The organism is Microbacterium sp. BH-3-3-3, from assembly GCF_001792815.1.
Classification (GTDB): domain Bacteria; phylum Actinomycetota; class Actinomycetes; order Actinomycetales; family Microbacteriaceae; genus Microbacterium.
In genome coordinates, this window is the sequence record NZ_CP017674.1 from 2,520,479 (window position 1) to 2,545,573 (window position 25,095).

The following is a 25,095-nucleotide window of genomic DNA, read 5'->3' on the forward strand; positions in this document are numbered from 1 at the left end:
ACGACATTGATTTGACGAGTAGATTTACTCGACGGGACAACATATTCGCAGTGCAGCGAAGGAGGAACACGTGTCGACGAAGACCAGAGCGGGCCGACGATGGGTCGCCGCGGCGACGGTGGGGGTGCTCGGGATGGCGATGCTGGCCGGCTGCTCCTCCGACGGCCGCGAGACCATTCGATTCACCTTCAGCAAGCGCGAGGCGCTGTCGTTCATGAACGACGTGGTCGCCGAGTACAACGCCTCGCAGGATCGCGTGCGCGTCGAGATGGACAGCTCGGGTGTCGACGTCGTGTCGGCGAGCTTCGTACGCGGCAACCCGCCCGACATCATGCTGGCCAACTACAACTACGAGGTCGCCCGCTTCGTGCAGCGCTGCGCGCTGAGCGATCTCGGCGGTACCGAGGCGGCGGCCAGCGTGCGCGACGACCTGCAGCCGCTGCTCGACCAGTACGGCTCCTGCGCGGGGCGCACCAGCGCGCTCCCGTACTCGGTGATGGCGGCATCCGTCATCTACAACACGCAGATGTTCGAGCAGCTGGGTCTGTCGGTCCCCACCACCTACGACGAGCTCCTCGCGGTCGCCGACACCCTGAAAGCCAACGGCATCACGCCGTTCTACGGCACCTTCAAAGACGACTGGACCGTGGCGCAGGGCTGGTACGACTACTCCGTCGGCGGCTCGCTCGACGTCCTCGACTTCTTCGACGGCCTCGCCGCGGAGGGCGCCGAGGTGGGGCCCGAGTCGCAGGTCTCGTTCGCCAAGGACTTCACCGAGCCGATGGACCGCATGATGCAGCTCGCCCAGAACTACACGAATCCGGATGCCGAGAGCCGGGCCTACGGCGACGGCAACCTCGCGTTCGCCCAGGGTGAGGCCGCGATGTACCTGCAGGGCCCGTGGGCGCTGGGTGAGATCGCGAAGACCGCGCCCGACCTGGCGGTCGGCACGTTCCCCCTGCCGATGACCGACGACCCCGACGACCTCGCCGTCCGCGTCAACATGGACCTCGCGGCGATCATCCCCGAGGCCTCCCGACACCAGGATGCCGCGCGCGACTTCCTCGAGTACCTGTACCAGCCCGAGATCATCGAGGCCTACAACGAGTCGCAGCTCGGCTTCGCGCCGACGAAGGACGCCCCGTCGCCGAGCGACCCCCGCGTCGCGGGGATGATCCCGTACTACGACGAGGGCCGCATCTACCAGGGCGCCTCGGTGCTCGTGCCCAAGACCATCCCCACCTTCAACTACGCCCAGGCGATGATCTTCGGCGCCTCGCCCGAGGCCACGCTTCGCACCATGGACGAGGACTGGTCGCGCCTCGCGTTCCGTCAGCCGCCCGCGTCCACGACCGACGCAGCCGTCGAGGAGGACGCGCGATGACCACCACCACCACGATCGTGACCGGCGGGAAGACGACCGCTCGGCGCAGCAGCCGCCGCGTCGAACCGATCTACTACCTGTTCCTGCTGCCGACCCTCGTGCTGTTCACCCTCGCCATCACGGTGCCGGGCGTCATCGGGATCTTCTTCAGTTTCACCGACTCGATCGGCCTCGGCGAGTGGAACTTCACCGGGCTGACGAACTACATCGCGATCTTCAGCGACCCGGCCATCCTGCAGAGCTACCTGTTCACCTTCGGTTTCTCGGTCGCGACGGTGATCGTCGTCAACATCGCGGCGTTCCTGCTGGCGGTGGGACTGACCTCGCAGATCCGCTTCAAGAAGGCGCTGCGCACGGTCTTCGTCATCCCGATGGTGATCTCGGGCATCATCATCGCCTACGTCTTCAACTTCCTCTTCAGCAACTCGGTGCCCGAGGCCGGAGCCTCGCTCGGCATCCCGTGGCTCGAGACCTCGCTCCTGGCGAACCCCGACCTCGCGTGGGTCGCGATCGTCATCGTCACCGCGTGGCAGGCGATCCCCGGAACGCTGCTGATCTACATCGCGGGCCTGCTGTCCGTGCCCGGCGACGTCTACGAGGCCGCGGGCCTCGACGGGGCGAGCAAGACCCAGCAGCTGCTGCGCATCACGCTCCCGCTGGTGGCGGGGTACGTCGTCATCAACATCATCCTGGGCTTCAAGGGCTTCCTGAACGCCTACGACATCATCGTCGGCCTCACCGGTGGCGGTCCCGGCACCGCGACCCGCAGCGTCGCGATGTCGATCATCCTCGGCTTCAACGGCGGGGACTACGCGTACCAGATGGCGAACGCGGCGCTCTTCTTCGTCGTGGCCATCGTCATCTCGCTCCTGCAGCTCTCGCTGACCCGGGGAAGGAACACCCTGTCATGACCGCTCTCAACCAGCCCGCGCTCGCGTTCGAGCAGGCCGAACTCGCCGTCCCCGCCGACCGGCCTCAGAAGCGCCGCATCCGTCGCGTCGGCATGGAGCGCATCAACTGGTCGACGACGACCATCCTGGTGCTCTGCTCCCTCACCGTCCTGCTGCCGCTGTACGTCACCGTCTCGATGGCGCTGAAGAGCGGCACGCAGATCGTCGACGGCAACGCGTTCTCGTTCCCCTCGCCGATCAGCTTCGACGGCTTCGTGCAGGCGTGGACGCTGACGAAGTTCCCCGTGGGCCTCGCGATCTCGCTCCTCGTCACGGCCGGCACGGTGGTGGCGACCATCGTCCTCGCCGCCTTCGCCTCGTACGCGATCGCCCGCAACTGGGAGCGCAAGCTCTTCCGCTACTCGTTCTTCTACCTGCTCGCGGCGATGTTCATCCCGTTCCCGGTCGTCGCCCTGCCGCAGATCCAGCTCACCGGCCGGGTGGGCCTCGACAACCCGTTCGGCGTGATCATCCTCGCCACGATGTTCCAACTGAGTTTCAGCGTGCTGCTGTTCACCGCGTTCCTGCGTTCCATCCCGCTCGAACTCGAAGAGAGCGCGCGGATCGATGGCGCGACGACCTGGCAGACCTTCTGGCAGCTCATCTTCCCGCTGCTGGCTCCCATGAGCGCCACGGTCGGCATCTTCGCCTTCCTCTACGCGTGGAACGACTTCATGATGCCCTCGCTCATCATCAGCGACCCGACGCTGCAGACCCTTCCGGTGCGGCAGAACCTCTTCCAGACGCAGTTCAGCAACAACTACAACGTCGCCTTCGCGTCCTACCTCATGGCCATGGCCCCCGCGATCGTCGCCTATCTCTTCACCCAGCGCTGGGTGATGGCGGGCGTGACCCAGGGCGCCGTCAAGGGCTGACACCCTCCCCCTCCCCTCCCCTCGAAAGGAACCCTCCCCGTGACGACCGCATCCCCCTCCGCCCGTACCCGCGAGCTGTCCGACGCCCCCGACTGGTGGCGTCAGGCGGTGGTGTACCAGGTGTACCCCCGCAGCTTCGCCGACAGCGACGGCGACGGCCTCGGCGACATCCGCGGCATCACCTCGCGCGTGCCGTACCTCGCCGAGCTGGGGGTGGATGCCGTCTGGCTGAGCCCCTTCTACCCCTCCGACCTCGCCGATGGCGGGTACGACGTCGCCGACTACCGCGACGTGGACCCGCGACTGGGCACCCTGGCCGACATGGACGAGCTCATCGGGCAGCTGCACGCCCACGGCATCCGGGTGGTCGTCGACATCGTCCCCAACCACACCTCCGACAAACACGTCTGGTTCCAGGAGGCGCTGGCGGCGGGCCGGGGCTCGGCGGCGCGCGAGCGCTACGTCTTCCGCGAGGGGTCGGGCGTCGACGGCGCCGAGCCGCCCACCGACTGGGTGTCGCTCTTCGGCGGGTCGGCGTGGGAGCGGGTCGCCGACGGGCAGTGGTACCTGCACAACTTCGACGTCTCGCAGCCCGACCTGAACTGGGCGAACCCCGAGGTGCGCGCCGACTTCGTCACGACGCTGCGCTTCTGGAGCGACCGCGGGGTCGACGGGTTCCGCATCGACGTGGCGCACATGCTCACGAAGGACCTCAGCGAGCCCCTGCGCTCGCGCGCCGAGCTCGAGGCACTGCCGCACGACGGCACCCACCCGATGATCGACCGCGACGACGTGCACGAGGTCTACGCCGAGTGGCGCGCGGTCTTCAACTCCTACGACCCGCCGCGCACCGCCGTCGCCGAGGCGTGGGTGCACCCCTCGCGCGTGCCGCTGTACGCCAGCGCCGACAGCCTCGGCCAGGCGTTCAACTTCGACCTTCTCGAGGCCGACTTCGACCCCGCGCAGTTCCGGCGCATCGTCGCCGACAACCTCGCGCTGGCCGCGGAGTCGGGGTCGTCCACCACGTGGGTGCTGTCGAACCACGACGTCGTCCGCCACGCCACGCGGTACGGACTCCCCGACGCCGAGCGCGCCGCCGACGGGCGTCCGACCCTCAAGCACGGCAACGAGTGGTTGCTCTCCGGCGGGCAGTCGCCGGCTCTCGACTCGCGCCGCGGGGAGCGCCGCGCCCGCGCCGCCGCAGCCTTCGTGCTGGGCCTTCCCGGCTCGGCGTACCTGTACCAGGGCGAGGAGCTGGGCTTGCACGAGGTCGCCGAGATCCCCGACGCCGACCGTCAGGATCCGACGTTCTTCCGCAGCCCCGGCGTCGATCAGGGCCGTGACGGATGCCGCGTGCCCCTGCCCTGGACCGAGCACGGCCCGGCGTTCGGGTTCGGTACGGCGGGCGCGCACCTTCCGCAGCCGGAGTGGTTCGGCACGTACGCGGTCGACCTGCAGGACGGCGACCCGGCCTCGACGCTGTCGCTCTACCGCCGCGCGCTCGACCTGCGGCACGAGCTGCAGACCGACGAGCAGATGGAGTGGATCGAGACGGGTCGCGACGACGTGGTGGCGTTCGCCCGCCCGAACGGCTGGACGGTCGTGACGAACTTCGGCACCGAGCCCGCGGCGCTGCCCGCGGGCGAGGTGCTGCTCGCCAGCGTCGCGCTCGACGGCGAAACGCTGCCCGGCGAGACCACGGCCTGGCTCCGCGGCGCCTGACCCGCCCCGAAAGCCCCGGCGTCCGCGCCGGGGCTTTCCCGCGCCCTCCGCCCCGCGCCACGGATACCCGTTGAGTGTCCAGAACACGCCGTCATGCGCCGCACGAGGGCGGCGTGTCCCGGACACTCAACGGCTCAGCGCACGCTCACGTCCCGCGTCGGCCACACGCCCTCCGCCCCGCGACGGCCGCACGCCCGTCGTCCGCCCGCCCCCCGCGTCGACGAAACACCCGTCGAGTGTCCATAACACGCCGTAGCGCGCCGCGCGAGGGCGGCGTGTCCCGGACACTCAACGCCGTCACGCCCCGGCTCAGCGCACGCGCACCCAGCCGTCGCCGCGGCGCTCGATGGCCCCGGCGGCGGCGAAGGCGTCGAGCCATCCCCCCATCGGCCACGCTCCCCACCGCTCGAAGAACGTGCCCCCGTTGCGCAGGATGTCGTCGAGGTGCTGCCACGGGGGAGAAGAGACCGGATGCCACTGGTGGTACGCGTCCGCCCCGCCGACCCACTGCATCTCGACGCCCGCAGCGCGAGCCGACCAGGCGAGGTCGGTGTCTTCGGCCCCGTACCCCTCGTACCCGGGGTGGAAGCCGCCGATGCGGTCCCACGTCGCCGGGGTCACGGCGAACGACAGCGACCAGAACAGGTCGTACTCCCGGTCGGTGGCCCGCCGCGTCTCGCCGGGTCCGAGCGCCGGGCGGGCGCGGTGCGGGCGGGTGAGAAAGGGCAGGTCGTCGAGGTTCTCCGGCCGTTGCACGCTCGACAGGTAGGTCACCGCTCCGCAGAGCACCGCGTCGGGGTGCGCGCGGGTGGCGGCGCGGTAGGCGGGCAGCAGGTCGGGCCCGGGCAGGCAGTCCACGTCGAGGAACACCAGCAGTTCGGCGCCGGCGGCGATCGCCGCGTCCGCCGCGCGGTTCCGCCCCTCGCCCACCCGCAGTCCGTGCGGCCCCGGGGGCACGAGCACGGTGAGCGTCCCCGCCTCCGCGACACCGTCCGGCGGCGTCTCGTCCAGCCACGCCTCGACGCGCACGATGTCGTCGGCGAGTTCGGCGATCACGCGGCGCTGGCGCTCGAGGTGTTCGCGCCGCGCCGCTGAGGCGACCGTGATGAGCGCCGTCCTCACGGCCGCACCGCCTCGAGGGCGGCGGCCATGCGGTGGGCCGCGCCCGCGACCTGCCAGCGCGACCAGTCCGGTTCGGTCGAAGCGGCCCGCTCGACCAGATCGACCAGGTCGGAGGCCGAAACGGTGTCGTCCGCCCGCTGCGCGAGGCCCCAGCGGGCGAGGGCGTCGGCGGTCGCACGCTGCTCGTCGAAGGGGCGGTCCTGCGCGATGACGACGGCGCGGGCTCCGGATGCCGCGAGGTCGGCGACGCTGTTCTGGCCCGCGGCGCTCACGACCACCGTGCTGCCGGCCAGCAACGGCCAGGGGTCGTCGACGCGGGAGGCCTCGTCGTGCCCGATCGCGGTGACCCGCCAGCCGCGGGCGGAAAGACGTGCGGTGGCCTCGTCGCGGACCTCCGGCTCGAGCACACGGCCGAGCAGCAGCACTGACCGCTCGGTCGCGGACTCGGGCGGGGTGCGTCCGTCGTAGCGTGAGATGCCCCCGGTCCACACCACGCGGTCGCCGTGCTCGGCGAGGGCGGGGGTGGGCACCGCGCCGTGCGCCCAGGGGGCCACGATGCGATCGGCCAGGGCGTAGGCGAGGGCGTGGGGCGCGTCGGTGCGCGCGCCGGGTTGGGTCACCGCGACGGTGCGGAGCCCCAGAAGTCGCGCGAGGGCCACGACCTCCGCGCTGACGTCGACGACGAAGACGTCGAGATCGAGGTCGACCGCCGCGGAGGCGATCATGGCCAGTCGTGCGCGGTGTCCCGGGTGCCCGTGGGGTGCCCAGTGCAGCTTCCCCCGGGCGGTCGGTTCCGCCTCGCGCGGGTCGAGCACCGTGCCGTCGGCGGCCTCGACCACATCGGCGTCCGGCGGGAGCACGACCCACTGGGTCTCGGGGGCGAGTCCGGCGGGACGGGCGAGCGACGAGAACGCCACGACGGGGGTGCGCAGGTGCGGGTGCACGGCGAGGAAACGCGCGACGTGGCCGAAGCCGTGGTGGTGGACGTACCAGCCGATCACCGCGACACCGCCGGCACGCGTCGCGCGGCGACGGGCTGAGCGGTGTGGGTGAGCACCCGCTCCACTTCGCGGTAGCGCTCCGTGAGCGAGTGCTGTCGCACGGCCGCCCGGCGGGTCCAGACGCGGGTGAGGGGTTCGCGCGCGCCCTGCGCGGCGAGCTCGGCCGCGGCCTTGCCCAACGCGACGACGTCGCCGGGCATGACCGTCGCCGATCCGGGCATGCCCGCGAGCACCTCGGAGACCCCGCCGATGTCGAAGGCCGCGACGGGGGTGCCGGTGGCGAGCGCTTCGGCGATGACGAGGCCGAAGGGCTCCTCCCACATGGGCGTGACCAGGGCGACGGCCGACGATCCGACGAGGCGGCAGAGGTCGGGCTGATGCAGCGGGCCCACGTAGCGCGCGTGCACGCCGAGCCGGGGCACGACTTCCTGCTCGAAGTAGTCGACGTCCCCGATCCGGCCGGCGAGCACGATGTGGGCGTTCGCCGAGCGGGCGGCCTCGATGGCCAGGTGCGGTGCCTTCTCGGGCACGACGCGCCCCGACCAGACCCACGACGGTCCGCCGGCGCCGCGCGTCCACTGGTCGGTGTCGATGCCGTTGGGGAAGACGAAGGCGTCGACCCCCTCGACCGACCACGCGCGCGCGGTCGCCTGGCTCACGGCGATGAAACGGTGCGGGCTGTCGCGCACGTCGGCCGCGGCCTCCAGCATGTGTTCCAGGGGCGGCGTGTGCAGGGTCGTGACGACCGGGATCTCCGCCTCTCGACTCCACCGGATGGGCGCGGGATGCAGGCTGTGATTGTCCACGACGTCGTACAGGTGGCGGTCGGCGATGAGGCGGTCGCGGGCCGCATCGAAGGCGGTGTCGACGGCCGCCGCGTACCCGGCCGGGTACTCGGTGTCGGATGCCGCCTCCGGCCGCGTCCAGGCGGGAGCGGGCAGCGAGAACTCCGGCGTGTCACCGAGGAAGTCCGAGCCCTCGGCGGCGCACAGGGTCACCTCGTGCCCGCGCGCGCGCAGCCAGCGCACGCGGTCCCAGACGCACGCCTCCAGTCCGCCGGCGTGCGGCTGACGCAGGGGGTAGCGCGACGGGGCGACGACGAGCACCCGCAGTGACCGTGCGCCGCGGATCATGCGGCCACCTCCGTGTCGAGTGCGCGGCGGTACACGGCGACGTGCGCGGCACGCACCTCGCTCCGTTCCGCGAGACGTTCGGCCCGTCGCCGGTCCACCTCGGCCGCGCGCGACGTCGATCCCGGCGTCGACCAGGCCGGAGCCGTGGCCTCCACCATCGCGCGTGCGAGCGAGAGCGGGTCGCCGACGTCGAAGGCGTGGAAGTCGCCGGGATGCTGGGCGGCGATGTGGCCGATGCGGGTGCCGACGACCGGAACGGCGAGGTCGTAGCAGAGCTCCGCCCAGCCCGACTGGGTGCCGTGTCGATACGGCAGTACGCACGCGTCGAGGTCGGCAAGCCACTCGGCGAGGGCGTCGTCGTCGAGACGGGCTCCGCGCTCGACGCTGACACCGTCGGCATCACGGACGAGGAGGTCGATGGATGCCGCCGCCTCGGCGTCGCGCACCCGCTCGTTCATCCGCACGACGGCTTCGATCCGCGCGCCCTCCGCGCGCAGGGCGGCGACGGCGCGGACGAGGGTCGCGGTGGTCCCCACCCCATCGATGTTGGGGCGGAGGTCGCGCAGGTGCACGCCGATGCGGGCGACGTCGTGGACGTGACCGGTGGGGCGTGGTGCGTCGCCGAGCAGCGTGGGGTGGGCGATCACCGTCGTCGGTCGGTGGACGATCCCGCGCACCTCGGCGTCGGCCGTGTCGGTGAGGGTGACGAGGGCGTCGGCGCCCGCGGCGAGGACGGCGAGCGACGCCCGGTGCGCGTCCTGCTCGCTCAGCTGCGGGTTCTCGAGGTCGTGCACCGTGTAGACGAGGGGTCGCCCGATCCGACGGAGCGTCTCGACCGTCGCGCGCAGTTCGTCCGGGCTGTACGACTCGATGCCGAAGTGCACGTGCACCAGGTCGAAGTCGTCGGCGTGCGCTTCGAGCCACGAGGGCAGCAGCACCTGCGGCGGCCACCATTGGCCGGCGGGGGCTCCCGGCGGCGGCGGGTCCGACAGCAGCGTCACGTGGTCGCGGTCGGTGATGGCGGCGACATAGGGGTGGGCCGAGGGGACGGCCGCGACCCGGACCGGGGGGACGGTGGTGACGACGATCTCGTGTTCTCCTCGTGCTTGCGTGCGTGACGGTGCGCGTACCGCATCGCCAGGCACATCGCAATGCAACGGGGCGGTTGGGACGACGATGACACCGACGGATACCTTCACATCATGGGTGGTGAGAGGGCGCGACTGCGAAGCCTTGCGGACCACGGCGACGCGGTGATAGCGCGCCGTCGCCACTACGCCGAGTTCTACGGCGAGAAGGCCCCGGCCGACGGTTTCGGCCTGGTGGTGGGCAATTGCCAGGCGGAGTCACTGCGGCTGGTGATCTCGTCCGAGGTTCTTCCCGCCGTGCGCGTCCCCGCGGTGCACGAGCTCACCGCCGACGATGCCCGGCGCCTGCACGTCCTCCTCGCCGATGCCGCGTTCCTGGTCGCGCAGCCGATCCGCGACGACTACCGCGGCCTTCCGCTGGGTACCGCCCAGTTGCGCGCCGCTCTTCCCGCCGCAGCCCGCACCGTCACGGTCCCGGCCGTGCGCTTCGCCGGACTGCACCCGTTCCAGGCTGTTCTGCGCCTCCCCGACTTCCCCGAGGATCCGCCGCTCGTCGCGTACCACGACGTCCGGATCGTCGCCGAGGCCTTGGGTACTCCGGTCGCGTCGAGCGTGCCGGCCGCCACGGTCCGCGCGATCGCCGACGCCTCGATCGCGGAACTGCGGCGCCGCGAGGCCCGGGGGCTCGACGTCGCGGCATCCGATCTCTTCGCTCCGGTGGTCGACGACCTCGCCCGCACGGTGAATCATCCCGGGAACGCGCTCTTCCTCCCCCTGGGGGAGCGCATCGTCGCCGCACTCGGGGCGCCCGGCCGGGTGGTCGACCCGGGCCGCTCGATCCTCGCCGCCGTCCGTGCGCCGCTCGAGAGCTGGGTCGTCGACGCGTGGGATCTCGACACCGCCCCGCGGCCCGATTGGATCGTCGACGGCGAGACGGTGCCGGCCGCCCTCGTGCGCGAGGCGCATCTCGCGTACTACGCCGAGCGCCCCGCGCTGCTCGCCGCCGTCGCGGAACGTCTGGCTCCGCTGCTGCGCACGTGGGCGGAGGCTGCATGACGACGTCGATCCCGGATGCCACCCTCCCGGTGCTGCTCGCCCACCCGGGGCCGCACGGCGTCGCCGTGTACGCGCGCGAGATGGCCGCCGAAGTCGTGAGCGGTGCCCCCGGGGTGCGGGTTATCACGCCCGACGAGGCGGCTTCCCTTGCCCCGGGCACGCCGGTGCACGCGCACATCACCGACCGGCTCTGGGGGGCTTCGCCCGAAGAGGCGACGCGCACCGTCGAGGCTCTGGCCCGGCGGCATCCGCTGACCGCGACCCTGCACGATGTGCCGCAGGCCTCCGACGGGGAGCGCAACCGTCCCCGGCGTCGGGCGTTCTACCGATCCGTGAGCGAGGCGGCGCGCGCCGTCGCCGTGAACAGTGCGCACGAGCGGGAGCTCCTGCGGGAAGAGGGGGTGTGGGACGGTCCGGTGACGGTCGTGCCGCTCCCCGTCGCGAGCGTTCCGCCCTCGGTCTCCGCTCCCTCCGACGACGCGGTCGGCGTCCTCGGCTACTTCTACCCCGGCAAGGGGCACGACGAGGCACTCGCCGCGACCGCCGCCTCGGGGTTGACGCGGTTGAGCGTGCTCGGGCGCGCGTCCGAGGGCCACGCGGCCGACCTCGACGCGTTCGTCCGCGCCGCGGCCGCCGCCGGTGTCACCGTCGAGGTGACCGGGTGGCTCGACGACGCCGACATGATCGCGCGGGCGCGGCGGGTCGCGGTCCCGGTGATCGCGCACCGTCACGTGTCGGCGTCGGGGTCTCTCGCCTCGTGGATCGGGTGGGGCCGCCGGCCGGTCGCCGTGCGCAACCGCTACGTCGACGAGATGGCCGCCCTCCGGCCCGGAACGCTCGACGTCGTCGAGCCCGAGCATCTCGCTTCGGCCGTCGCGGCCGCGCGCGCCGATGCCGGCCGCACCTGGCACGGCGTCGACCCGGTCCCGTTCGGCCGCGCCGATGCCGCGCGGGCCTACCGCCGTTGGTGGGCGGACGTGTCGTGGTGAACGCGGACGACGGCGGATGGAACGATCGGATGCCGTGGGTTCCGGGCAACCGGTGGGACCTGGTGTCGCATCGCGAGCCGGATCCGCCGCGGGTCAGCGTGATCGTCACGCACTACGCGCAGCCGCAGGAGTTGGCCCGCACCCTCGCGGCGCTGCAGCAGCAGGACCACCCCGCCGACCGGCTCGAGATCATCGTGGCCGACGACGGCTCGCCCGAGTCGCCCGTCGTCCCCCGCGGCGTTCGGCTCGTCCGCCAGGACGATCGGGGTTTCCGTGCCGCGGCCGCACGCAACCTGGGGGCCGCGGCCGCCACGGGTGAGGTCCTCTGCTTCCTCGACGCCGACACGACGCCCGAGCCCGAGTACATCCGACGGATGTCGCGCCTCCCGGCTCTGCTCCCCGACGCGGTGACCGTCGGACGCCGTCGTCACGCCGACCTGTCCGAAGTGCCCGCCGGCCTCCCGATCGCCGAGGTCGCCCCGCCGCGGGAGCTGACCGAACCCGAGTGGCTCGTCGAGGCGTATGCGCGCACCGCGAACCTCCTCCACGCCGACGACCGTTCCTACCGGTATGTCATCAGCGCGGTGGCCGCGTGTTCCCGCGCGATCTTCGACGAGATCGGGGGATTCGACGAGTCGTTCTCCTCCTATGGCGGCGAGGACTGGGAGTGGGCGCATCGTGCTTGGCAGGCCGGCGCAGTGCTCGCACACATCCCGGATGCCGTGGCCTGGCACGACGGTCCCGACTGGGCCGCACGCGACGACCGCGACCGCGCGGCCGAGGGCAATCGCCAGACGCAGGTCCTCGCCGCGAAGATCCCGGTGCGGGGGTCACGGGGGAGGGGTCTTCTCCCCGCGGTGCCCGACCTCCTCGTCCGTCTGCCCGATGCGGTCACCCCGTCGGCGGCCTTCCTCTGCGTCGATTCCGTCCTCGCGGCGTTCCCGCAGGCGTCCGTGGCGGTGGATTCTTCCCTGCGCGAGCACGCATGGACGGCCGATCCCCGCGTGCTCTTCTCCGGTGACGCCTCCACCCCCGACGCGCGGATCACCCTGCACCTGACCCGGGCGGTGGTGATCCTGGATGCCACCACCCTCATCGACGCGGTGGCATCGCTCGATGACGGGGAGATCGGCTCGCTCGACCTGGTCACCGCGGAGGGCGTTCGATTCGGACTCGCGGAGTCGCGTCGGTCGCGTCGGCGCACCCACCGATGGGGAACGTCGGCGGCCTTCCGCCGAGACACCCGGGTGGCTGACGGAGTGCATCCGACGAGGGACGAGCCCCACCTCGAGGCGTGGGTCGGCGGGTGGGGCGGCGTCGACCGCTTCGTCTGATCGGCCCACACCCGCGTGTTTCCGGGAGTGTGGGGGTGCGACACGCCCGGGATGTGGCTGGATTGGCTGAGGGGGCGGGTGGCACGTAATCTTTTACTTGTTCGCCCCACAGGGGAGAGCGGAGCGGCCGAAAGGCCCCGCAGCCCCTCATGTAGCGAACCACTTCCTGATCTGTGGTCTTGAGAGTTTCGGTTCTCTGGTCTAAGGTTGGGATCCTGCCACTCGGCGTGTACATCCTTCACTGGTCGTCTTCGGGCGTGGTGTTGTGGTTGTGTCGGTGGTGTTAGGCGTATTGCCTCACGGGTAGGTCGAGAGATTGTTTCTGTGGGTGCGTCCGTTCCTTGAGAACTCAACAGCGTGCACTTGTCAAATGCCAATTTATTCCTCGTTGGTCTTCGGATCGCGAGAATTCCTTTGGATCAAAGTCCAATCCTCTTTTTGGGGGTTGGCATCTGGATAGTCAGTTTTGACTTCCTGTTTGGTCAGATTGAACTCGCTTGCCTTGACCTTATTCCGGTTGGGTGGGCATTTTTCTTTTACGGAGAGTTTGATCCTGGCTCAGGATGAACGCTGGCGGCGTGCTTAACACATGCAAGTCGAACGGTGAAGCCAAGCTTGCTTGGTGGATCAGTGGCGAACGGGTGAGTAACACGTGAGCAACCTGCCCTGGACTCTGGGATAAGCGCTGGAAACGGCGTCTAATACTGGATATGAGACGTGATCGCATGGTCGTGTTTGGAAAGATTTTTCGGTCTGGGATGGGCTCGCGGCCTATCAGCTTGTTGGTGAGGTAATGGCTCACCAAGGCGTCGACGGGTAGCCGGCCTGAGAGGGTGACCGGCCACACTGGGACTGAGACACGGCCCAGACTCCTACGGGAGGCAGCAGTGGGGAATATTGCACAATGGGCGGAAGCCTGATGCAGCAACGCCGCGTGAGGGATGACGGCCTTCGGGTTGTAAACCTCTTTTAGCAGGGAAGAAGCGAAAGTGACGGTACCTGCAGAAAAAGCGCCGGCTAACTACGTGCCAGCAGCCGCGGTAATACGTAGGGCGCAAGCGTTATCCGGAATTATTGGGCGTAAAGAGCTCGTAGGCGGTTTGTCGCGTCTGCTGTGAAATCCCGAGGCTCAACCTCGGGTCTGCAGTGGGTACGGGCAGACTAGAGTGCGGTAGGGGAGATTGGAATTCCTGGTGTAGCGGTGGAATGCGCAGATATCAGGAGGAACACCGATGGCGAAGGCAGATCTCTGGGCCGTAACTGACGCTGAGGAGCGAAAGGGTGGGGAGCAAACAGGCTTAGATACCCTGGTAGTCCACCCCGTAAACGTTGGGAACTAGTTGTGGGGACCATTCCACGGTTTCCGTGACGCAGCTAACGCATTAAGTTCCCCGCCTGGGGAGTACGGCCGCAAGGCTAAAACTCAAAGGAATTGACGGGGACCCGCACAAGCGGCGGAGCATGCGGATTAATTCGATGCAACGCGAAGAACCTTACCAAGGCTTGACATATACGAGAACGGGCCAGAAATGGTCAACTCTTTGGACACTCGTAAACAGGTGGTGCATGGTTGTCGTCAGCTCGTGTCGTGAGATGTTGGGTTAAGTCCCGCAACGAGCGCAACCCTCGTTCTATGTTGCCAGCACGTAATGGTGGGAACTCATGGGATACTGCCGGGGTCAACTCGGAGGAAGGTGGGGATGACGTCAAATCATCATGCCCCTTATGTCTTGGGCTTCACGCATGCTACAATGGCCGGTACAAAGGGCTGCAATACCGTGAGGTGGAGCGAATCCCAAAAAGCCGGTCCCAGTTCGGATTGAGGTCTGCAACTCGACCTCATGAAGTCGGAGTCGCTAGTAATCGCAGATCAGCAACGCTGCGGTGAATACGTTCCCGGGTCTTGTACACACCGCCCGTCAAGTCATGAAAGTCGGTAACACCTGAAGCCGGTGGCCCAACCCTTGTGGAGGGAGCCGTCGAAGGTGGGATCGGTAATTAGGACTAAGTCGTAACAAGGTAGCCGTACCGGAAGGTGCGGCTGGATCACCTCCTTTCTAAGGAGCATCTGGCATCACGTGTTCTTTGGAGCGTGTGGTGTCCAGGCGCCGGATCAGACCGAATGTGTCTGCCGGTAGCTCATGGGTGGAACATTTGATGAGGTGTGAGGGACGATGTTTCCGGGTCTAGTACGTAGCTTGCTATTGGAATGATCTGGGTCGGAGTTTTTTGCACATGCACGCTGTTGGGTCCTGAGGGACCGGGCGCTGATTGCGTCAGTCTTCGGGCTGGGGTGGTTGGTGGCTGTTTCCTTGTGGGCCTCGTCTCGGCGCCGGTGTTCCGGTGGTTGGGGTGGGGTACCGCCCGTACTTTGAGAACTACACAGTGGACGCGAGCATCTTCGACATTGTCCTTCGGGATGGTGTCGTGAAGATGATCTTAAAGATCATTAGTCAATTTTTTGACGATTCAACTCATGTGATTTCAAGTCTTTAAGAGCAAACGGTGAATGCCTTGGCATCTGGAGCCGAAGAAGGACGTAGCAATCTGCGATAAGCCTCGGGGAACTGATAAGCGAGTTTTGATCCGAGGGTGTCCGAATGGGGAAACCCCGCTGGGCGGCGTGCCGACCTGGTGACTCCCGCCTGAATATATAGGGCGGGTAGAGGGAACGTGGGGAAGTGAAACATCTCAGTACCCACAGGAAGAGAAAGCAAAAGCGATTCCGTAAGTAGTGGCGAGCGAAACCGGAAGAGGCTAAACCTAGCGTGTGTGATAGCCGGCAGGTGTTGCACGTTGGGGGTTGCGGGACTTTTCTGATTGTTCTGCCGAGCAGTCGACGTTACAAGTAGGTATAGACGAACGGTTTTGAATGGCCGGTCATAGAGGGTGCGAACCCCGTAGTCGAAATGCCTGTTCTTGGCGTGAGAAGTATCCCAAGTAGCACGGGGCCCGAGAAATCCCGTGTGAATCTGTCAGGACCACCTGATAAGCCTAAATACTCCCAGATGACCGATAGCGGACAAGTACCGTGAGGGAAAGGTGAAAAGTACCCCGGGAGGGGAGTGAAATAGTACCTGAAACCGTTTGCTTACAAACCGTTGGAGCCTCCTTAGTAGGGGTGACAGCGTGCCTTTTGAAGAATGAGCCTGCGAGTTAGTGATACGTGGCGAGGTTAACCCGTGTGGGGTAGCCGTAGCGAAAGCGAGTCTGAATAGGGCGTTTGAGTCGCGTGTTCTAGACCCGAAGCGAAGTGATCTATCCATGGCCAGGTTGAAGCGACGGTAAGACGTCGTGGAGGACCGAACCCACTTAGGTTGAAAACTGAGGGGATGAGCTGTGGATAGGGGTGAAAGGCCAATCAAACTTCGTGATAGCTGGTTCTCTCCGAAATGCATTTAGGTGCAGCGTTGCGTGTTTCTTGCCGGAGGTAGAGCTACTGGATGGCCGATGGGCCCTACAAGGTTACTGACGTCAGCCAAACTCCGAATGCCGGTAAGTGAGAGCGCAGCAGTGAGACTGTGGGGGATAAGCTTCATAGTCGAGAGGGAAACAACCCAGACCACCAACTAAGGTCCCTAAGCGCGTGCTAAGTGGGAAAGGATGTGGAGTTGCTTTGACAACCAGGAGGTTGGCTTAGAAGCAGCCACCCTTGAAAGAGTGCGTAATAGCTCACTGGTCAAGTGATTCCGCGCCGACAATGTAACGGGGCTCAAGCACGCCACCGAAGTTGTGGCATTAGCATTTTTGGTAGGCCTTCGTGGTCCAGCCGTGTTGATGGGTAGGAGAGCGTCGTGTGGCGAGTGAAGCGGCGGGGTGACCCAGCCGTGGACGCCACACGAGTGAGAATGCAGGCATGAGTAGCGAAAGACGTGTGAGAAACACGTCCTCCGAAAGACCAAGGGTTCCAGGGTCAAGCTAATCTTCCCTGGGTAAGTCGGGACCTAAGGCGAGGCCGACAGGCGTAGTCGATGGACAACGGGTTGATATTCCCGTACCGGCGAAGAACCGCCCAAGTTAATCCAGTGGTGCTAAGAGTCCTAGCTCAGAATTGTTTGGATCCCTTCGGGGTGATGGACGTCTGTGTGAACGCTCGACCCCATGCTGGTGCGGCTAGCGTATTAACAGGTGTGACGCAGGAAGGTAGCCCAAGCCAGGCGATGGTAGTCCTGGTGCAAGTGCGTAGGCCGAGTGATAGGCAAATCCGTCACTCATTGAGGCTGAGACACGATGCGGATAAAAAGTGGGTGATCCTATGCTGCCAAGAAAAGCATCGACGCGAGGTTCAAGCCGCCCGTACCCCAAACCGACTCAGGTGGTCAGGTAGAGAATACCAAGGAGATCGAGAGAATCGTGGTTAAGGAACTCGGCAAAATGCCCCCGTAACTTCGGGAGAAGGGGGGCCATCCACTTATTAGGACTTGCTCCGAAAGGGTGTGGTGGCCGCAGAGACTAGTGGGTAGCGACTGTTTACTAAAAACACAGGTCCGTGCCAAGTCGCAAGACGATGTATACGGACTGACGCCTGCCCGGTGCTGGAAGGTTAAGAGGACCGGTTAGCCGTAAGGCGAAGCTGAGAATTTAAGCCCCAGTAAACGGCGGTGGTAACTATAACCATCCTAAGGTAGCGAAATTCCTTGTCGGGTAAGTTCCGACCTGCACGAATGGCGTAACGACTTCCCAACTGTCTCAACCGCGAACTCGGCGAAATTGCATTACGAGTAAAGATGCTCGTTACGCGCAGCAGGACGGAAAGACCCCGTGACCTTTACTACAGCTTGGTATTGGTGTTCGGTGTGGCTTGTGTAGGATAGGTGGGAGACTGTGAAGCATTCACGCCAGTGAGTGTGGAGTCATTGTTGAAATACCACTCTGGTCACTCTGGATATCTAACTTAGGACCGTGATCCGGTTCAGGGACAGTGCCTGGTGGGTAGTTTAACTGGGGCGGTTGCCTCCCAAAATGTAACGGAGGCGCCCAAAGGTTCCCTCAACCTGGTTGGCAATCAGGTGGCGAGTGTAAGTGCACAAGGGAGCTTGACTGTGAGACTGACAGGTCGAGCAGGGACGAAAGTCGGGACTAGTGATCCGGCAGTGGCTTGTGGAAGCGCTGTCGCTCAACGGATAAAAGGTACCTCGGGGATAACAGGCTGATCTTGCCCAAGAGTCCATATCGACGGCATGGTTTGGCACCTCGATGTCGGCTCGTCGCATCCTGGGGCTGGAGTAGGTCCCAAGGGTTGGGCTGTTCGCCCATTAAAGCGGTACGCGAGCTGGGTTTAGAACGTCGTGAGACAGTTCGGTCCCTATCCGCTGCGCGCGTAGGAAGTTTGAGAGGATCTGACCCTAGTACGAGAGGACCGGGTTGGACGAACCTCTGGTGTGTCAGTTGTTCCGCCAGGAGCACCGCTGATTAGCTACGTTCGGGATGGATAACCGCTGAAAGCATCTAAGCGGGAAGCCGGCCTCAAGATGAGACTTCCATGCCCTTCGGGGCGAGAGGCTCCCAGCCAGACTACTGGGTTGATAGGCCGGATGTGGAAGCGTAGCAATACGTGAAGCTGACCGGTACTAATAAGCCGATGACTTGATAACACACCGTTTTTGGTGCTTGCGTCCACTGAGTGGTTCTCGATGTACGGTCGGGAACTCAACAATGATGATGTCGTTGTTGGTTTTTGAAACATCAATAGTGTTTCGGCGGCCATAGCGAGAGGGAAACGCCCGGTTACATTCCGAACCCGGAAGCTAAGCCTCTCAGCGCCGATGGTACTGCAGGGGGGACCCTGTGGGAGAGTAGGACACCGCCGGACTTCTTTTAGTCGGAATGGCCACCCAATGTTGGGTGGCCATTTCGCATTTACGGGCACATTTCCCGGGAAGGCCAGTCATGTCGACGAATGACGCGAACGATCGCAAGAGCAACGAAGGACGCTCGGGCGACCGCGCGTCCGGTCGCGGGCAGTCTTCCGGAAGGGACGGGGCGTCGCCACGCGGTGACCGTCCATTCCGTCGTGAGGGCGATGCCCGTCCTCCGCGCGACAACGACCGCCCGTTCCGTCGGGACAATGATTCGCGTCCTGCGCGTTCGGGGGATTCGCGTCCGCCGCGTGAGGGTGACTCTCGTCCATCGCGTGACGGTGATCGCCCGTTCCGTCGCGACAACGACTCGCGTCCGCCGCGTGATGGCGACCGCCCGTTCCGTCGTGACAACGATTCGCGTCCGCCGCGTTCGGGTGACTCCCGTCCATCGCGTGACGGTGATCGCCCCTACCGTCGCGACAATGACTCGCGTCCGCCGCGTGATGGTGACCGTCTTTACCGTCGCGACAATGACTCGCGTCCGCCGCGTGATGGTGACCGCCCGTTCCGTCGCGACAACGATTCGCGTCCGCCCCGTTCGGGTGACTCCCGTCCATCGCGTGACGGTGATCGTCCTTACCGTCGCGACAATGATTCGCGTCCGCCGCGTGATGGTGACCGCCCGTTCCGTCGCGACAACGATTCACGTCCGCCCCGTTCGGGTGACTCCCGTCCATCGCGTGACGGCGACCGCCCCTACCGTCGCGACAATGACTCGCGTCCGCCGCGTGATGGCGATCGCCCTTACCGTCGCGACAATGACTCGCGTCCGCCGCGTGACGGTGATCGTCCGTATCGTCGCGAGGGCGACAATCGCGGTTTCGCCGGCGGGAATGACCGTCGTCCCTCAGGTGACCGGCGTCCCGGTGCGGGCGCACCCCGCCGCTTCGATCGTGACGACGCACGTGCCACGCGTCCGCCGCAGGACCGGCGCGAGCGGGGTCCGGAGATCCCCGAAGAGATCACGGCCTGGGATCTGCCGGGCGCGGCACGCAACGAGTTGAAGACGCTGAGCAAGGACAACGCCGAGAACGTCGCCCGCCATCTCGCGATGGCCGCGCGTCTCATCGACGAAGACCCCGCGCTCGCGCACGAGCACGCGTTGGCGGCCTCTCGGAGCGCCGGCCGTGTCGGCGTCGTCCGCGAGACGGTCGCCATCACCGCTTATGCGGTGGGGGACTTCGCCCTCGCCCTGCGAGAGCTGCGCACCCACCGTCGCATCACGGGCTCCGACGATCAGGTGCCGCTCATCGTGGACAGCGAGCGAGGAGTCGGCAAACCCGATCGCGCGCTGGAAGAGGGCCGCGCGGTGGACCGCTCGAAGCTCTCGGTCCCGGTCCGTGTGCAGCTCGCGATCGCGATGTCCGGTGCTCGTCTGGACCTCGGAGAAACGGAACGGGCGCTCCAGGAACTCGACATCCCCGAGGCCGACCCCGACCGTGCGTTCGAGTGGAGCCCCGCGCTGTTCAGCGCTCGCGCCGCGGTGCTCGAGGAGCTCGGGCGTGACGCCGAAGCGGCGGAGTGGGAACGCCGTGCACAGATCGCTGCCGACGCCCTCGACGCCGCAGCGGGCGTCGCCGACCGCGAAGTGATCGTCGTCGAGGAGATCGAACTCATCGACGACGAGGGCGGTGTGGACGTGGCATCCGGGGTCATCCCGACAGAAGACCTCGGCGTCGACGACATCGAAGACCTTGGCGACACCTCCACCTCCGCTGACGACGCCGATGTCACTGATGCTGACGCCGATGCGGTTTTTGCTGGCGCAGTGGACGTCGACGAGGCTGACGCTGACTCTGACGCTTCGACGGAGTCCTCCGCCCCCGACGAGGACGCGCGATGATCTTCGGCCGCGGCAGGACGGCGTCGACTCCGCTCGACGGCATCGACGTCGTGCTCGCCGACCTCGACGGCGTCGTGTACGCGGGCCCCGGTGCGCTCCCGCACGCCGTCGACAGTCTCAACCGGGCCCAGGACGAGGGGCGCCGGCTCGGCTACATCACCAACAACGCCTCGCGCACCGATGCATCGGTCGCGGAGCACCTCTCGTCGCTCGGACTCCGCGTCGCCGCCGAGGACGTCACGACGAGTCCGCAGGCGGCCATGCGGCTCATGCGCGACCTCGTGCCCGCGGGCTCCACCCTTCTCGTCATCGGCGGCGAGGGTCTCGTCGTCGAGGTCGAGAAGGCCGGCTTCGTCGTCACCCGCAGTGCCGACGACGCCCCCGCGGCCGTCGTGCAGGGCTTCGCCCCCGACGTGGGATGGGCGCACCTGGCGGAGGCGGCCTACGCGCTTGCCACCCCCGTCGAAGACGGCGGCATCCCGTGGGTCGCGACGAACACCGACTGGACCATTCCGCAGGCGCGTGGCATCGCCCCGGGAAACGGCACCCTCGTGTCGGCCGTGCACACGGCGGTGGGACGCCTGGCGACGATCGCCGGTAAGCCCGAGCGTCCGATCTTCGACGAGGCGATCACCCGGACAGGGGCGAAGGCGCCGCTGTTCATCGGAGACCGGCTCGACACCGACATCCAGGGAGCGCGGACCGCGGGCATGCCCTCGCTGCTCGTACTGACCGGGATCGACCGGCCGAAGCAGGTGCTCGCCGCCATTGCGTCGCAGCGTCCCGACTACATCGTCGAGGATCTGCGCCAACTCTTCGAACCGTATCCCGAGACCATCGTCAAGGGCGCACGCACCCGCGTGGGTGACGCGATCGTCGAGGTCGATGGTGTCGACCTGCGCATCGTCGCGGAGGGCGGTCGGCAGATCGACCTTCTGCGCGCCGGAGCCGCGGCGATCTGGAACTCCGGACGCGCCATCTTCGGCTTCCGCGTACCCGAACAGCTGTACGCGGACCCGTTCCGCGTGCGCTGACGTCGGTAGCATGGCATCCATGTCGGACAGCTCCGCCCCCGATGCCGTTCCCGAACTCGTCGATCGTCTGCGGATGATCGAGGAGCAGCCGCTGGGAGCGCGCGCGGAGGCCTACGCCGCCGTGCAGGACGAGTTGGCGCGCCGCCTCGAATCGGCACCGACCGACACCCCGGCAGCGCGGCGGGCGTGACTCCCCGTCTCGATGCGGAGCTCGCCGCCCGAGGGCTCGCCCGCTCCCGCTCGCACGCCGCTCAGCTCGTCGTCGACGGGCTCGTGAGCGTCGACGGGCGTCCGGTCGTCAAGACGTCGGCGCAGGTCGGCGACGACAGCGTCATCGACGTGGCCGGATCCGACCATTACGTCAGTCGGGGAGCCCACAAGCTGCTCGCGGCGCTCGACGCTTTCGACATCGTCGTGGACGGTGTCGTCGCCGTAGACCTGGGCGCGTCGACGGGCGGCTTCAGCCAGGTTCTGCGCGAACGCGGCGCTCGCCCCGTCTTGGCCGTCGACGTGGGCCACGGGCAGTTGTCCACCGTCGTCGAGTCCGACCCGGACGTGGTGTCGGTCGAGGGGTATAACGTGCGGTTCATGACCGCCGCCTCTCTCGCCGCCGCGACGGGCGTCGACGAGCGGCCACGCATCGTCACCGGTGATCTCTCGTTCATCTCGCTCCACCACGTTCTTCCTGCGATCGTCGAGACGATGGATCCGACCGCCGACGTCGTGCTGCTCATCAAGCCCCAGTTCGAAGTCGGCCGCACCGCGGTCAAGGGTGGGCTCGTCACCGACCCGGCTCTGCGGTCCGACGCCGTGCACGGCGTGCTGTGGGCCGCGTGGGACGTGGGCCTGCGCACCGCGGGTCTCATCGCGTCGCCGATCGTCGGAACCCATGGCAACCAGGAGTACGTCGCGTGGTTCTCGGCCGTCCACGGCACAGAGCCCTCACAATGGGAGAGCACCGTGACCCGACTGACCGGAAGCCGATGACCCCCAGCGATCGCCGAATCCTCCTCGTCGTCCACGCGCGCCGTGACGACACCGTCCATGCCGCCGAACGCATCATCACGGCCATCTGCGCGGCGGGGGCGACTCCCGTCGTCTCGGCCGAGGACCGCCCCGAACTCGCCGAGCGCCTCGGCCTCGAGGGCGTGGCGACCCTGGGTGTCGACGTGGGCATCGACGACGTCGAGCTCGCCATCGTCCTCGGCGGGGACGGCACCATCCTGCGCGCGGCCGAGATGGTGCGCGGAAGCACGGCCCCCATCCTCGGCGTCAACATGGGGCACGTGGGATTCCTCGCCGAGATCGAACGCGATGACATGGACGACGCGGTGCGTCGGGTGATCGACCGGGACTACACGGTCGAGGAGCGCCTCGCGCTCGCCGTCAAGATCGAAGACGCCGACGACCGTGTCATCTTCGAGACGTGGGCGCTCAACGAGGCCACCGTCGAGAAGGCCAGCCGCGAGCGCATGCTCGAGGTCGTCATGGCCGTCGACGGTCGCCCGCTGTCGTCGTTCGGCTGCGACGGCGTCGTCGTCGCCACCCCGACCGGCTCGACCGCCTACAACTTCTCGGCCGGGGGCCCCATCGTCTGGCCGACCGTCGAGGCGATCGCCGTCGTGCCGCTGTCGGCGCACGCGCTCTTCGCGCGCCCCCTGGTGGTGAGCCCCGAGGCCACTGTCGCGGTCGAGGTCTTGGAGCGCACGAGCGGCAGCGGCATCCTGTGGTGCGACGGTCGCCGTTCGCACGACCTGCCCCCGGGTGCGCGCGTCGTCGTGCGCCGGTCGTCCCGGCCCGTGCGGCTGGCACGGCTGCACCCGGCCGCCTTCACCGATCGCCTCGTGCGCAAGTTCCACCTCCCCGTGACGGGTTGGCGGGGAGTGGCGGGGGGACCGTCATGATCGAAGAGATGCGCCTGCGCGATCTCGGTGTGATCGCCGACGCCACCTTGCCCATGGGACGGGGATTCACCGCCATCACGGGCGAGACCGGCGCCGGCAAGACGATGGTCGTCACCGGTCTCGGACTGCTGCTCGGCCAGCGCGCCGACTCGAGCGCCGTGCGCAAGGGCGCGGCGCAGGCGACGGTCGAGGGCGTCTGGCTCGTTCCCGAGGACGGCCCCGTGGCCTCCCGCGTGCGCGAGGCCGGCGGTGACGTCGAACCGGTGGGCGGCGGCAGCGCTGAGCTGTATCTCGGTCGCACCGTCTCGAGCGAGGGACGAGGACGCGCGACGGTCGGCGGACGCACCGCTCCGGCCGGTGTGCTCGCCGACCTCGCCGACGATCTCGTCGTCGTGCACGGGCAGTCCGACCAGCTGCGGTTGAAGTCTTCGTCGGCACAGCGCGACGCACTCGACCGCTTCGGCGGCGGCCCGGTGACGGCGGCCCGCACCGCCTACCGCGGCGCGTGGGACCTCTGGCGCGCCCTCGACGCCGAGCTGACCACCCTCACCGCCGATCGCGACGATCGCGCCCGAGAAGCCGCGCAGCTGCGAGCCGCGATCGCCGAGATCGAAGCCGCTGCCCCCGTCGAAGGCGAAGAAGACGAACTGGCTCGGCGCGCGGAGCGTCTGGCGAACGCCGAGGAACTGCGCCTGGCGGCGGTCACCGCGCACGCGGCGCTGTCTAACGACGACGGCACCCCTGACGTGGTCACCCTGCTCGCCGAGGCGCGCCGAGCCCTCGAACGCATCGCGGGCAGCGACGCCGCGCTCGCGGCGATCGGAGAGCAGGTCGCCGATCTCGGCTACCGCGCCACCGACGCGTCGGTGGCGCTGTCGGGGTACCTCGCCGATCTCGACGAGTCCGGTCCGCATGAGCTGTCGGCCGTGGACGAGCGACGGGGCGTGCTCGCGGGTCTCGTTCGCGCCCACGGATCGGTGGATGCCGCGATCGCGCTGCTCGAGACGGGTTCGGCCCGTCTGGTCGAACTCGACGACGACGGTGACCGGATCGAACGCCTCAGCGCGCAGCGCGACGCGGCCGCGACAGAACTGGATGCGGCCGCCGAAGACCTGAGCGCCGCGCGACGGGACGCCGCCGCGCGCCTCGGTGCCGCGGTGACCGAGGAGCTGCACGCTCTGGCGCTCCCCGACGCCCGGCTCACGGTCGAGGTCGCCCCCGCTGTTCCCGCCGGGCACGGCCGCGACGAGGTCACGATCCTGCTCGCCCCGCACCCCGGCGCGGATCCGCGAGCCGTATCGCGCGGGGCCTCGGGCGGAGAGCTCAGCCGTGTCATGCTCGCCATCGAGGTCGTCATCGCCGGAGTCGACCCGGTTCCCACGTTCGTCTTCGACGAGGTCGACGCCGGGATCGGCGGCGCCGCGGCGATCGAGGTGGGCCGCCGTCTGGCACGGCTGGCGGAGTCGTCGCAGGTCATCGCCGTCACCCACCTGGCCCAGGTCGCCGCCTTCGCCGGGAACCACCTCACCGTCGTCAAGGGCAACGACGGTGCGGTCACGGCATCCAGTGTCCGGCGACTCGACGGCGCAGAACGCGAGGCCGAGATGGCTCGCCTGCTGTCGGGCCTGAGCGATTCCGACGCCGCCCTCACCCACGCCCGGGAGCTGCTGCAAACGGGACGCTCCGTTCGGTGACGCGCGCTCGCCGCACGATCTTCACGCTGCGGTGATGCGGATGTCGGAGGGTGGTGCGAGACTCCCGAACGAGGCGGATGAGATCCGCGAGAACCATCGACCGAG

At 67.7% G+C, this 25,095-nt stretch carries 17 protein-coding genes and 3 rRNA genes; 16 read left to right on the forward strand and 4 right to left on the reverse strand.

Annotation, left to right across the window (positions count from 1 at the left end; all coding sequences use genetic code 11):
- The first annotated feature begins 133 nt into the window (after window positions 1–133).
- Genes BJP65_RS11560 through BJP65_RS11575 form a run of 4 tightly spaced genes read left to right on the forward strand, consistent with a single transcriptional unit; the run spans window position 134 to window position 4,931 of the window.
- A complete protein-coding gene (locus tag BJP65_RS11560; RefSeq protein WP_194716851.1) occupies window positions 134–1,384 on the forward strand; it encodes an ABC transporter substrate-binding protein in 1,251 nt (416 codons plus the stop codon).
- A complete protein-coding gene (locus BJP65_RS11565) occupies window positions 1,381–2,295 on the forward strand; it encodes a carbohydrate ABC transporter permease (protein WP_070409246.1) in 915 nt (304 codons plus the stop codon). Before BJP65_RS11560 ends, BJP65_RS11565 begins: the two co-directional genes overlap by 4 nt.
- The gene (locus BJP65_RS11570; protein WP_181015922.1) at window positions 2,292–3,209 is read left to right on the forward strand and encodes a carbohydrate ABC transporter permease; all 918 of its coding nucleotides are present in this window, start codon (window positions 2,292–2,294) and stop codon (window positions 3,207–3,209) included. The genes BJP65_RS11565 and BJP65_RS11570 overlap by 4 nt, the downstream gene beginning before the upstream one ends.
- Before the next feature lie 39 nt (window positions 3,210–3,248).
- The gene (locus BJP65_RS11575; RefSeq protein WP_070409247.1) at window positions 3,249–4,931 is read left to right on the forward strand and encodes an alpha-amylase family glycosyl hydrolase; all 1,683 of its coding nucleotides are present in this window, start codon (window positions 3,249–3,251) and stop codon (window positions 4,929–4,931) included.
- 309 nt (window positions 4,932–5,240) lie between these two features.
- Here BJP65_RS11575 and BJP65_RS11580 read toward each other — a convergent pair whose 3' ends face one another.
- The 4 genes from BJP65_RS11580 to BJP65_RS11595 are packed head-to-tail and all read right to left on the reverse strand — an operon-like array spanning window position 5,241 to window position 9,332.
- Complete coding sequence (locus BJP65_RS11580; protein ID WP_070409248.1) at window positions 5,241–6,053, reverse strand: galactosyltransferase-related protein; 813 nt, start codon at window positions 6,051–6,053, stop codon at window positions 5,241–5,243.
- Window positions 6,050–7,054, reverse strand: a complete 1,005-nt coding sequence (locus tag BJP65_RS11585) for a hypothetical protein (protein ID WP_070409249.1) — start codon at window positions 7,052–7,054, stop codon at window positions 6,050–6,052. Before BJP65_RS11585 ends, BJP65_RS11580 begins: the two co-directional genes overlap by 4 nt.
- On the reverse strand, window positions 7,051–8,187 hold the full coding sequence (locus BJP65_RS11590; RefSeq protein ID WP_070409250.1) for a glycosyltransferase: 1,137 nt from the start codon (window positions 8,185–8,187) through the stop codon (window positions 7,051–7,053). The genes BJP65_RS11585 and BJP65_RS11590 overlap by 4 nt, the downstream gene beginning before the upstream one ends.
- Entirely contained in the window at window positions 8,184–9,332 is a 1,149-nt protein-coding gene (locus BJP65_RS11595) for a glycosyltransferase (protein WP_181015923.1), read from the reverse strand. The genes BJP65_RS11590 and BJP65_RS11595 overlap by 4 nt, the downstream gene beginning before the upstream one ends.
- Before the next feature lie 108 nt (window positions 9,333–9,440).
- Between BJP65_RS11595 and BJP65_RS11600 the strand changes: the two genes are divergently transcribed.
- From BJP65_RS11600 to recN, 12 genes are all read left to right on the forward strand, one after another.
- Window positions 9,441–10,331, forward strand: a complete 891-nt coding sequence (locus tag BJP65_RS11600) for a WcbI family polysaccharide biosynthesis putative acetyltransferase (protein ID WP_258027465.1) — start codon at window positions 9,441–9,443, stop codon at window positions 10,329–10,331.
- Window positions 10,328–11,320 (forward strand): hypothetical protein, encoded by a 993-nt coding sequence (locus BJP65_RS11605; RefSeq protein ID WP_083285834.1) that lies wholly within the window; start codon window positions 10,328–10,330, stop codon window positions 11,318–11,320. Before BJP65_RS11600 ends, BJP65_RS11605 begins: the two co-directional genes overlap by 4 nt.
- Window positions 11,314–12,654 (forward strand): glycosyltransferase family 2 protein, encoded by a 1,341-nt coding sequence (locus BJP65_RS11610; protein ID WP_258027466.1) that lies wholly within the window; start codon window positions 11,314–11,316, stop codon window positions 12,652–12,654. The genes BJP65_RS11605 and BJP65_RS11610 overlap by 7 nt, the downstream gene beginning before the upstream one ends.
- A 535-nt stretch (window positions 12,655–13,189) precedes the next feature.
- Window positions 13,190–14,711, forward strand: a 16S ribosomal RNA gene (locus BJP65_RS11615).
- A 425-nt stretch (window positions 14,712–15,136) separates the two neighbouring features.
- A 23S ribosomal RNA gene (locus tag BJP65_RS11620) occupies window positions 15,137–18,248 on the forward strand.
- 101 nt (window positions 18,249–18,349) lie between these two features.
- Window positions 18,350–18,466: ribosomal RNA gene (gene rrf / locus BJP65_RS11625) — 5S ribosomal RNA — on the forward strand.
- Together the 16S, 23S and 5S rRNA genes form the textbook arrangement of a ribosomal RNA operon.
- A 77-nt stretch (window positions 18,467–18,543) precedes the next feature.
- Window positions 18,544–20,358 (forward strand): primosomal protein, encoded by a 1,815-nt coding sequence (locus tag BJP65_RS17020; protein WP_181015924.1) that lies wholly within the window; start codon window positions 18,544–18,546, stop codon window positions 20,356–20,358.
- Window positions 20,355–21,392 (forward strand): HAD-IIA family hydrolase, encoded by a 1,038-nt coding sequence (locus tag BJP65_RS11640; RefSeq protein WP_070409253.1) that lies wholly within the window; start codon window positions 20,355–20,357, stop codon window positions 21,390–21,392. The genes BJP65_RS17020 and BJP65_RS11640 overlap by 4 nt, the downstream gene beginning before the upstream one ends.
- A 19-nt stretch (window positions 21,393–21,411) precedes the next feature.
- Complete coding sequence (locus BJP65_RS16825; RefSeq protein ID WP_181015925.1) at window positions 21,412–21,582, forward strand: hypothetical protein; 171 nt, start codon at window positions 21,412–21,414, stop codon at window positions 21,580–21,582.
- Window positions 21,579–22,379, forward strand: coding sequence for a TlyA family RNA methyltransferase (locus tag BJP65_RS11650; protein WP_070409254.1), 801 nt, complete (start codon window positions 21,579–21,581; stop codon window positions 22,377–22,379). The genes BJP65_RS16825 and BJP65_RS11650 overlap by 4 nt, the downstream gene beginning before the upstream one ends.
- On the forward strand, window positions 22,376–23,296 hold the full coding sequence (locus BJP65_RS11655; protein WP_070409255.1) for an NAD kinase: 921 nt from the start codon (window positions 22,376–22,378) through the stop codon (window positions 23,294–23,296). The genes BJP65_RS11650 and BJP65_RS11655 overlap by 4 nt, the downstream gene beginning before the upstream one ends.
- Window positions 23,293–24,990 (forward strand): DNA repair protein RecN, encoded by a 1,698-nt coding sequence (gene recN, locus BJP65_RS11660; protein ID WP_070409256.1) that lies wholly within the window; start codon window positions 23,293–23,295, stop codon window positions 24,988–24,990. Before BJP65_RS11655 ends, recN begins: the two co-directional genes overlap by 4 nt.
- The last annotated feature ends 105 nt before the right edge of the window (window positions 24,991–25,095 follow it).

Excerpts from the sequence above, each read along its gene's own strand:
- BJP65_RS11565 (WP_070409246.1), top strand. The coding sequence starts at position 1,381 with ATGACCACCACCACCACGATCGTGACCGGCGGGAAGACGACCGCTCGG.
- BJP65_RS11590 (WP_070409250.1), bottom strand. The coding sequence starts at position 8,187 with ATGATCCGCGGCGCACGGTCACTGCGGGTGCTCGTCGTCGCCCCGTCG.
- BJP65_RS16825 (WP_181015925.1), top strand. The coding sequence starts at position 21,412 with ATGTCGGACAGCTCCGCCCCCGATGCCGTTCCCGAACTCGTCGATCGT.
- BJP65_RS11560 (WP_194716851.1), top strand. The coding sequence starts at position 134 with ATGGCGATGCTGGCCGGCTGCTCCTCCGACGGCCGCGAGACCATTCGA.
- BJP65_RS11570 (WP_181015922.1), top strand. The coding sequence starts at position 2,292 with ATGACCGCTCTCAACCAGCCCGCGCTCGCGTTCGAGCAGGCCGAACTC.
- recN (WP_070409256.1), top strand. The coding sequence starts at position 23,293 with ATGATCGAAGAGATGCGCCTGCGCGATCTCGGTGTGATCGCCGACGCC.
- BJP65_RS11655 (WP_070409255.1), top strand. The coding sequence starts at position 22,376 with ATGACCCCCAGCGATCGCCGAATCCTCCTCGTCGTCCACGCGCGCCGT.
- BJP65_RS11640 (WP_070409253.1), top strand. The coding sequence starts at position 20,355 with ATGATCTTCGGCCGCGGCAGGACGGCGTCGACTCCGCTCGACGGCATC.
- BJP65_RS17020 (WP_181015924.1), top strand. The coding sequence starts at position 18,544 with ATGTCGACGAATGACGCGAACGATCGCAAGAGCAACGAAGGACGCTCG.
- BJP65_RS11605 (WP_083285834.1), top strand. The coding sequence starts at position 10,328 with ATGACGACGTCGATCCCGGATGCCACCCTCCCGGTGCTGCTCGCCCAC.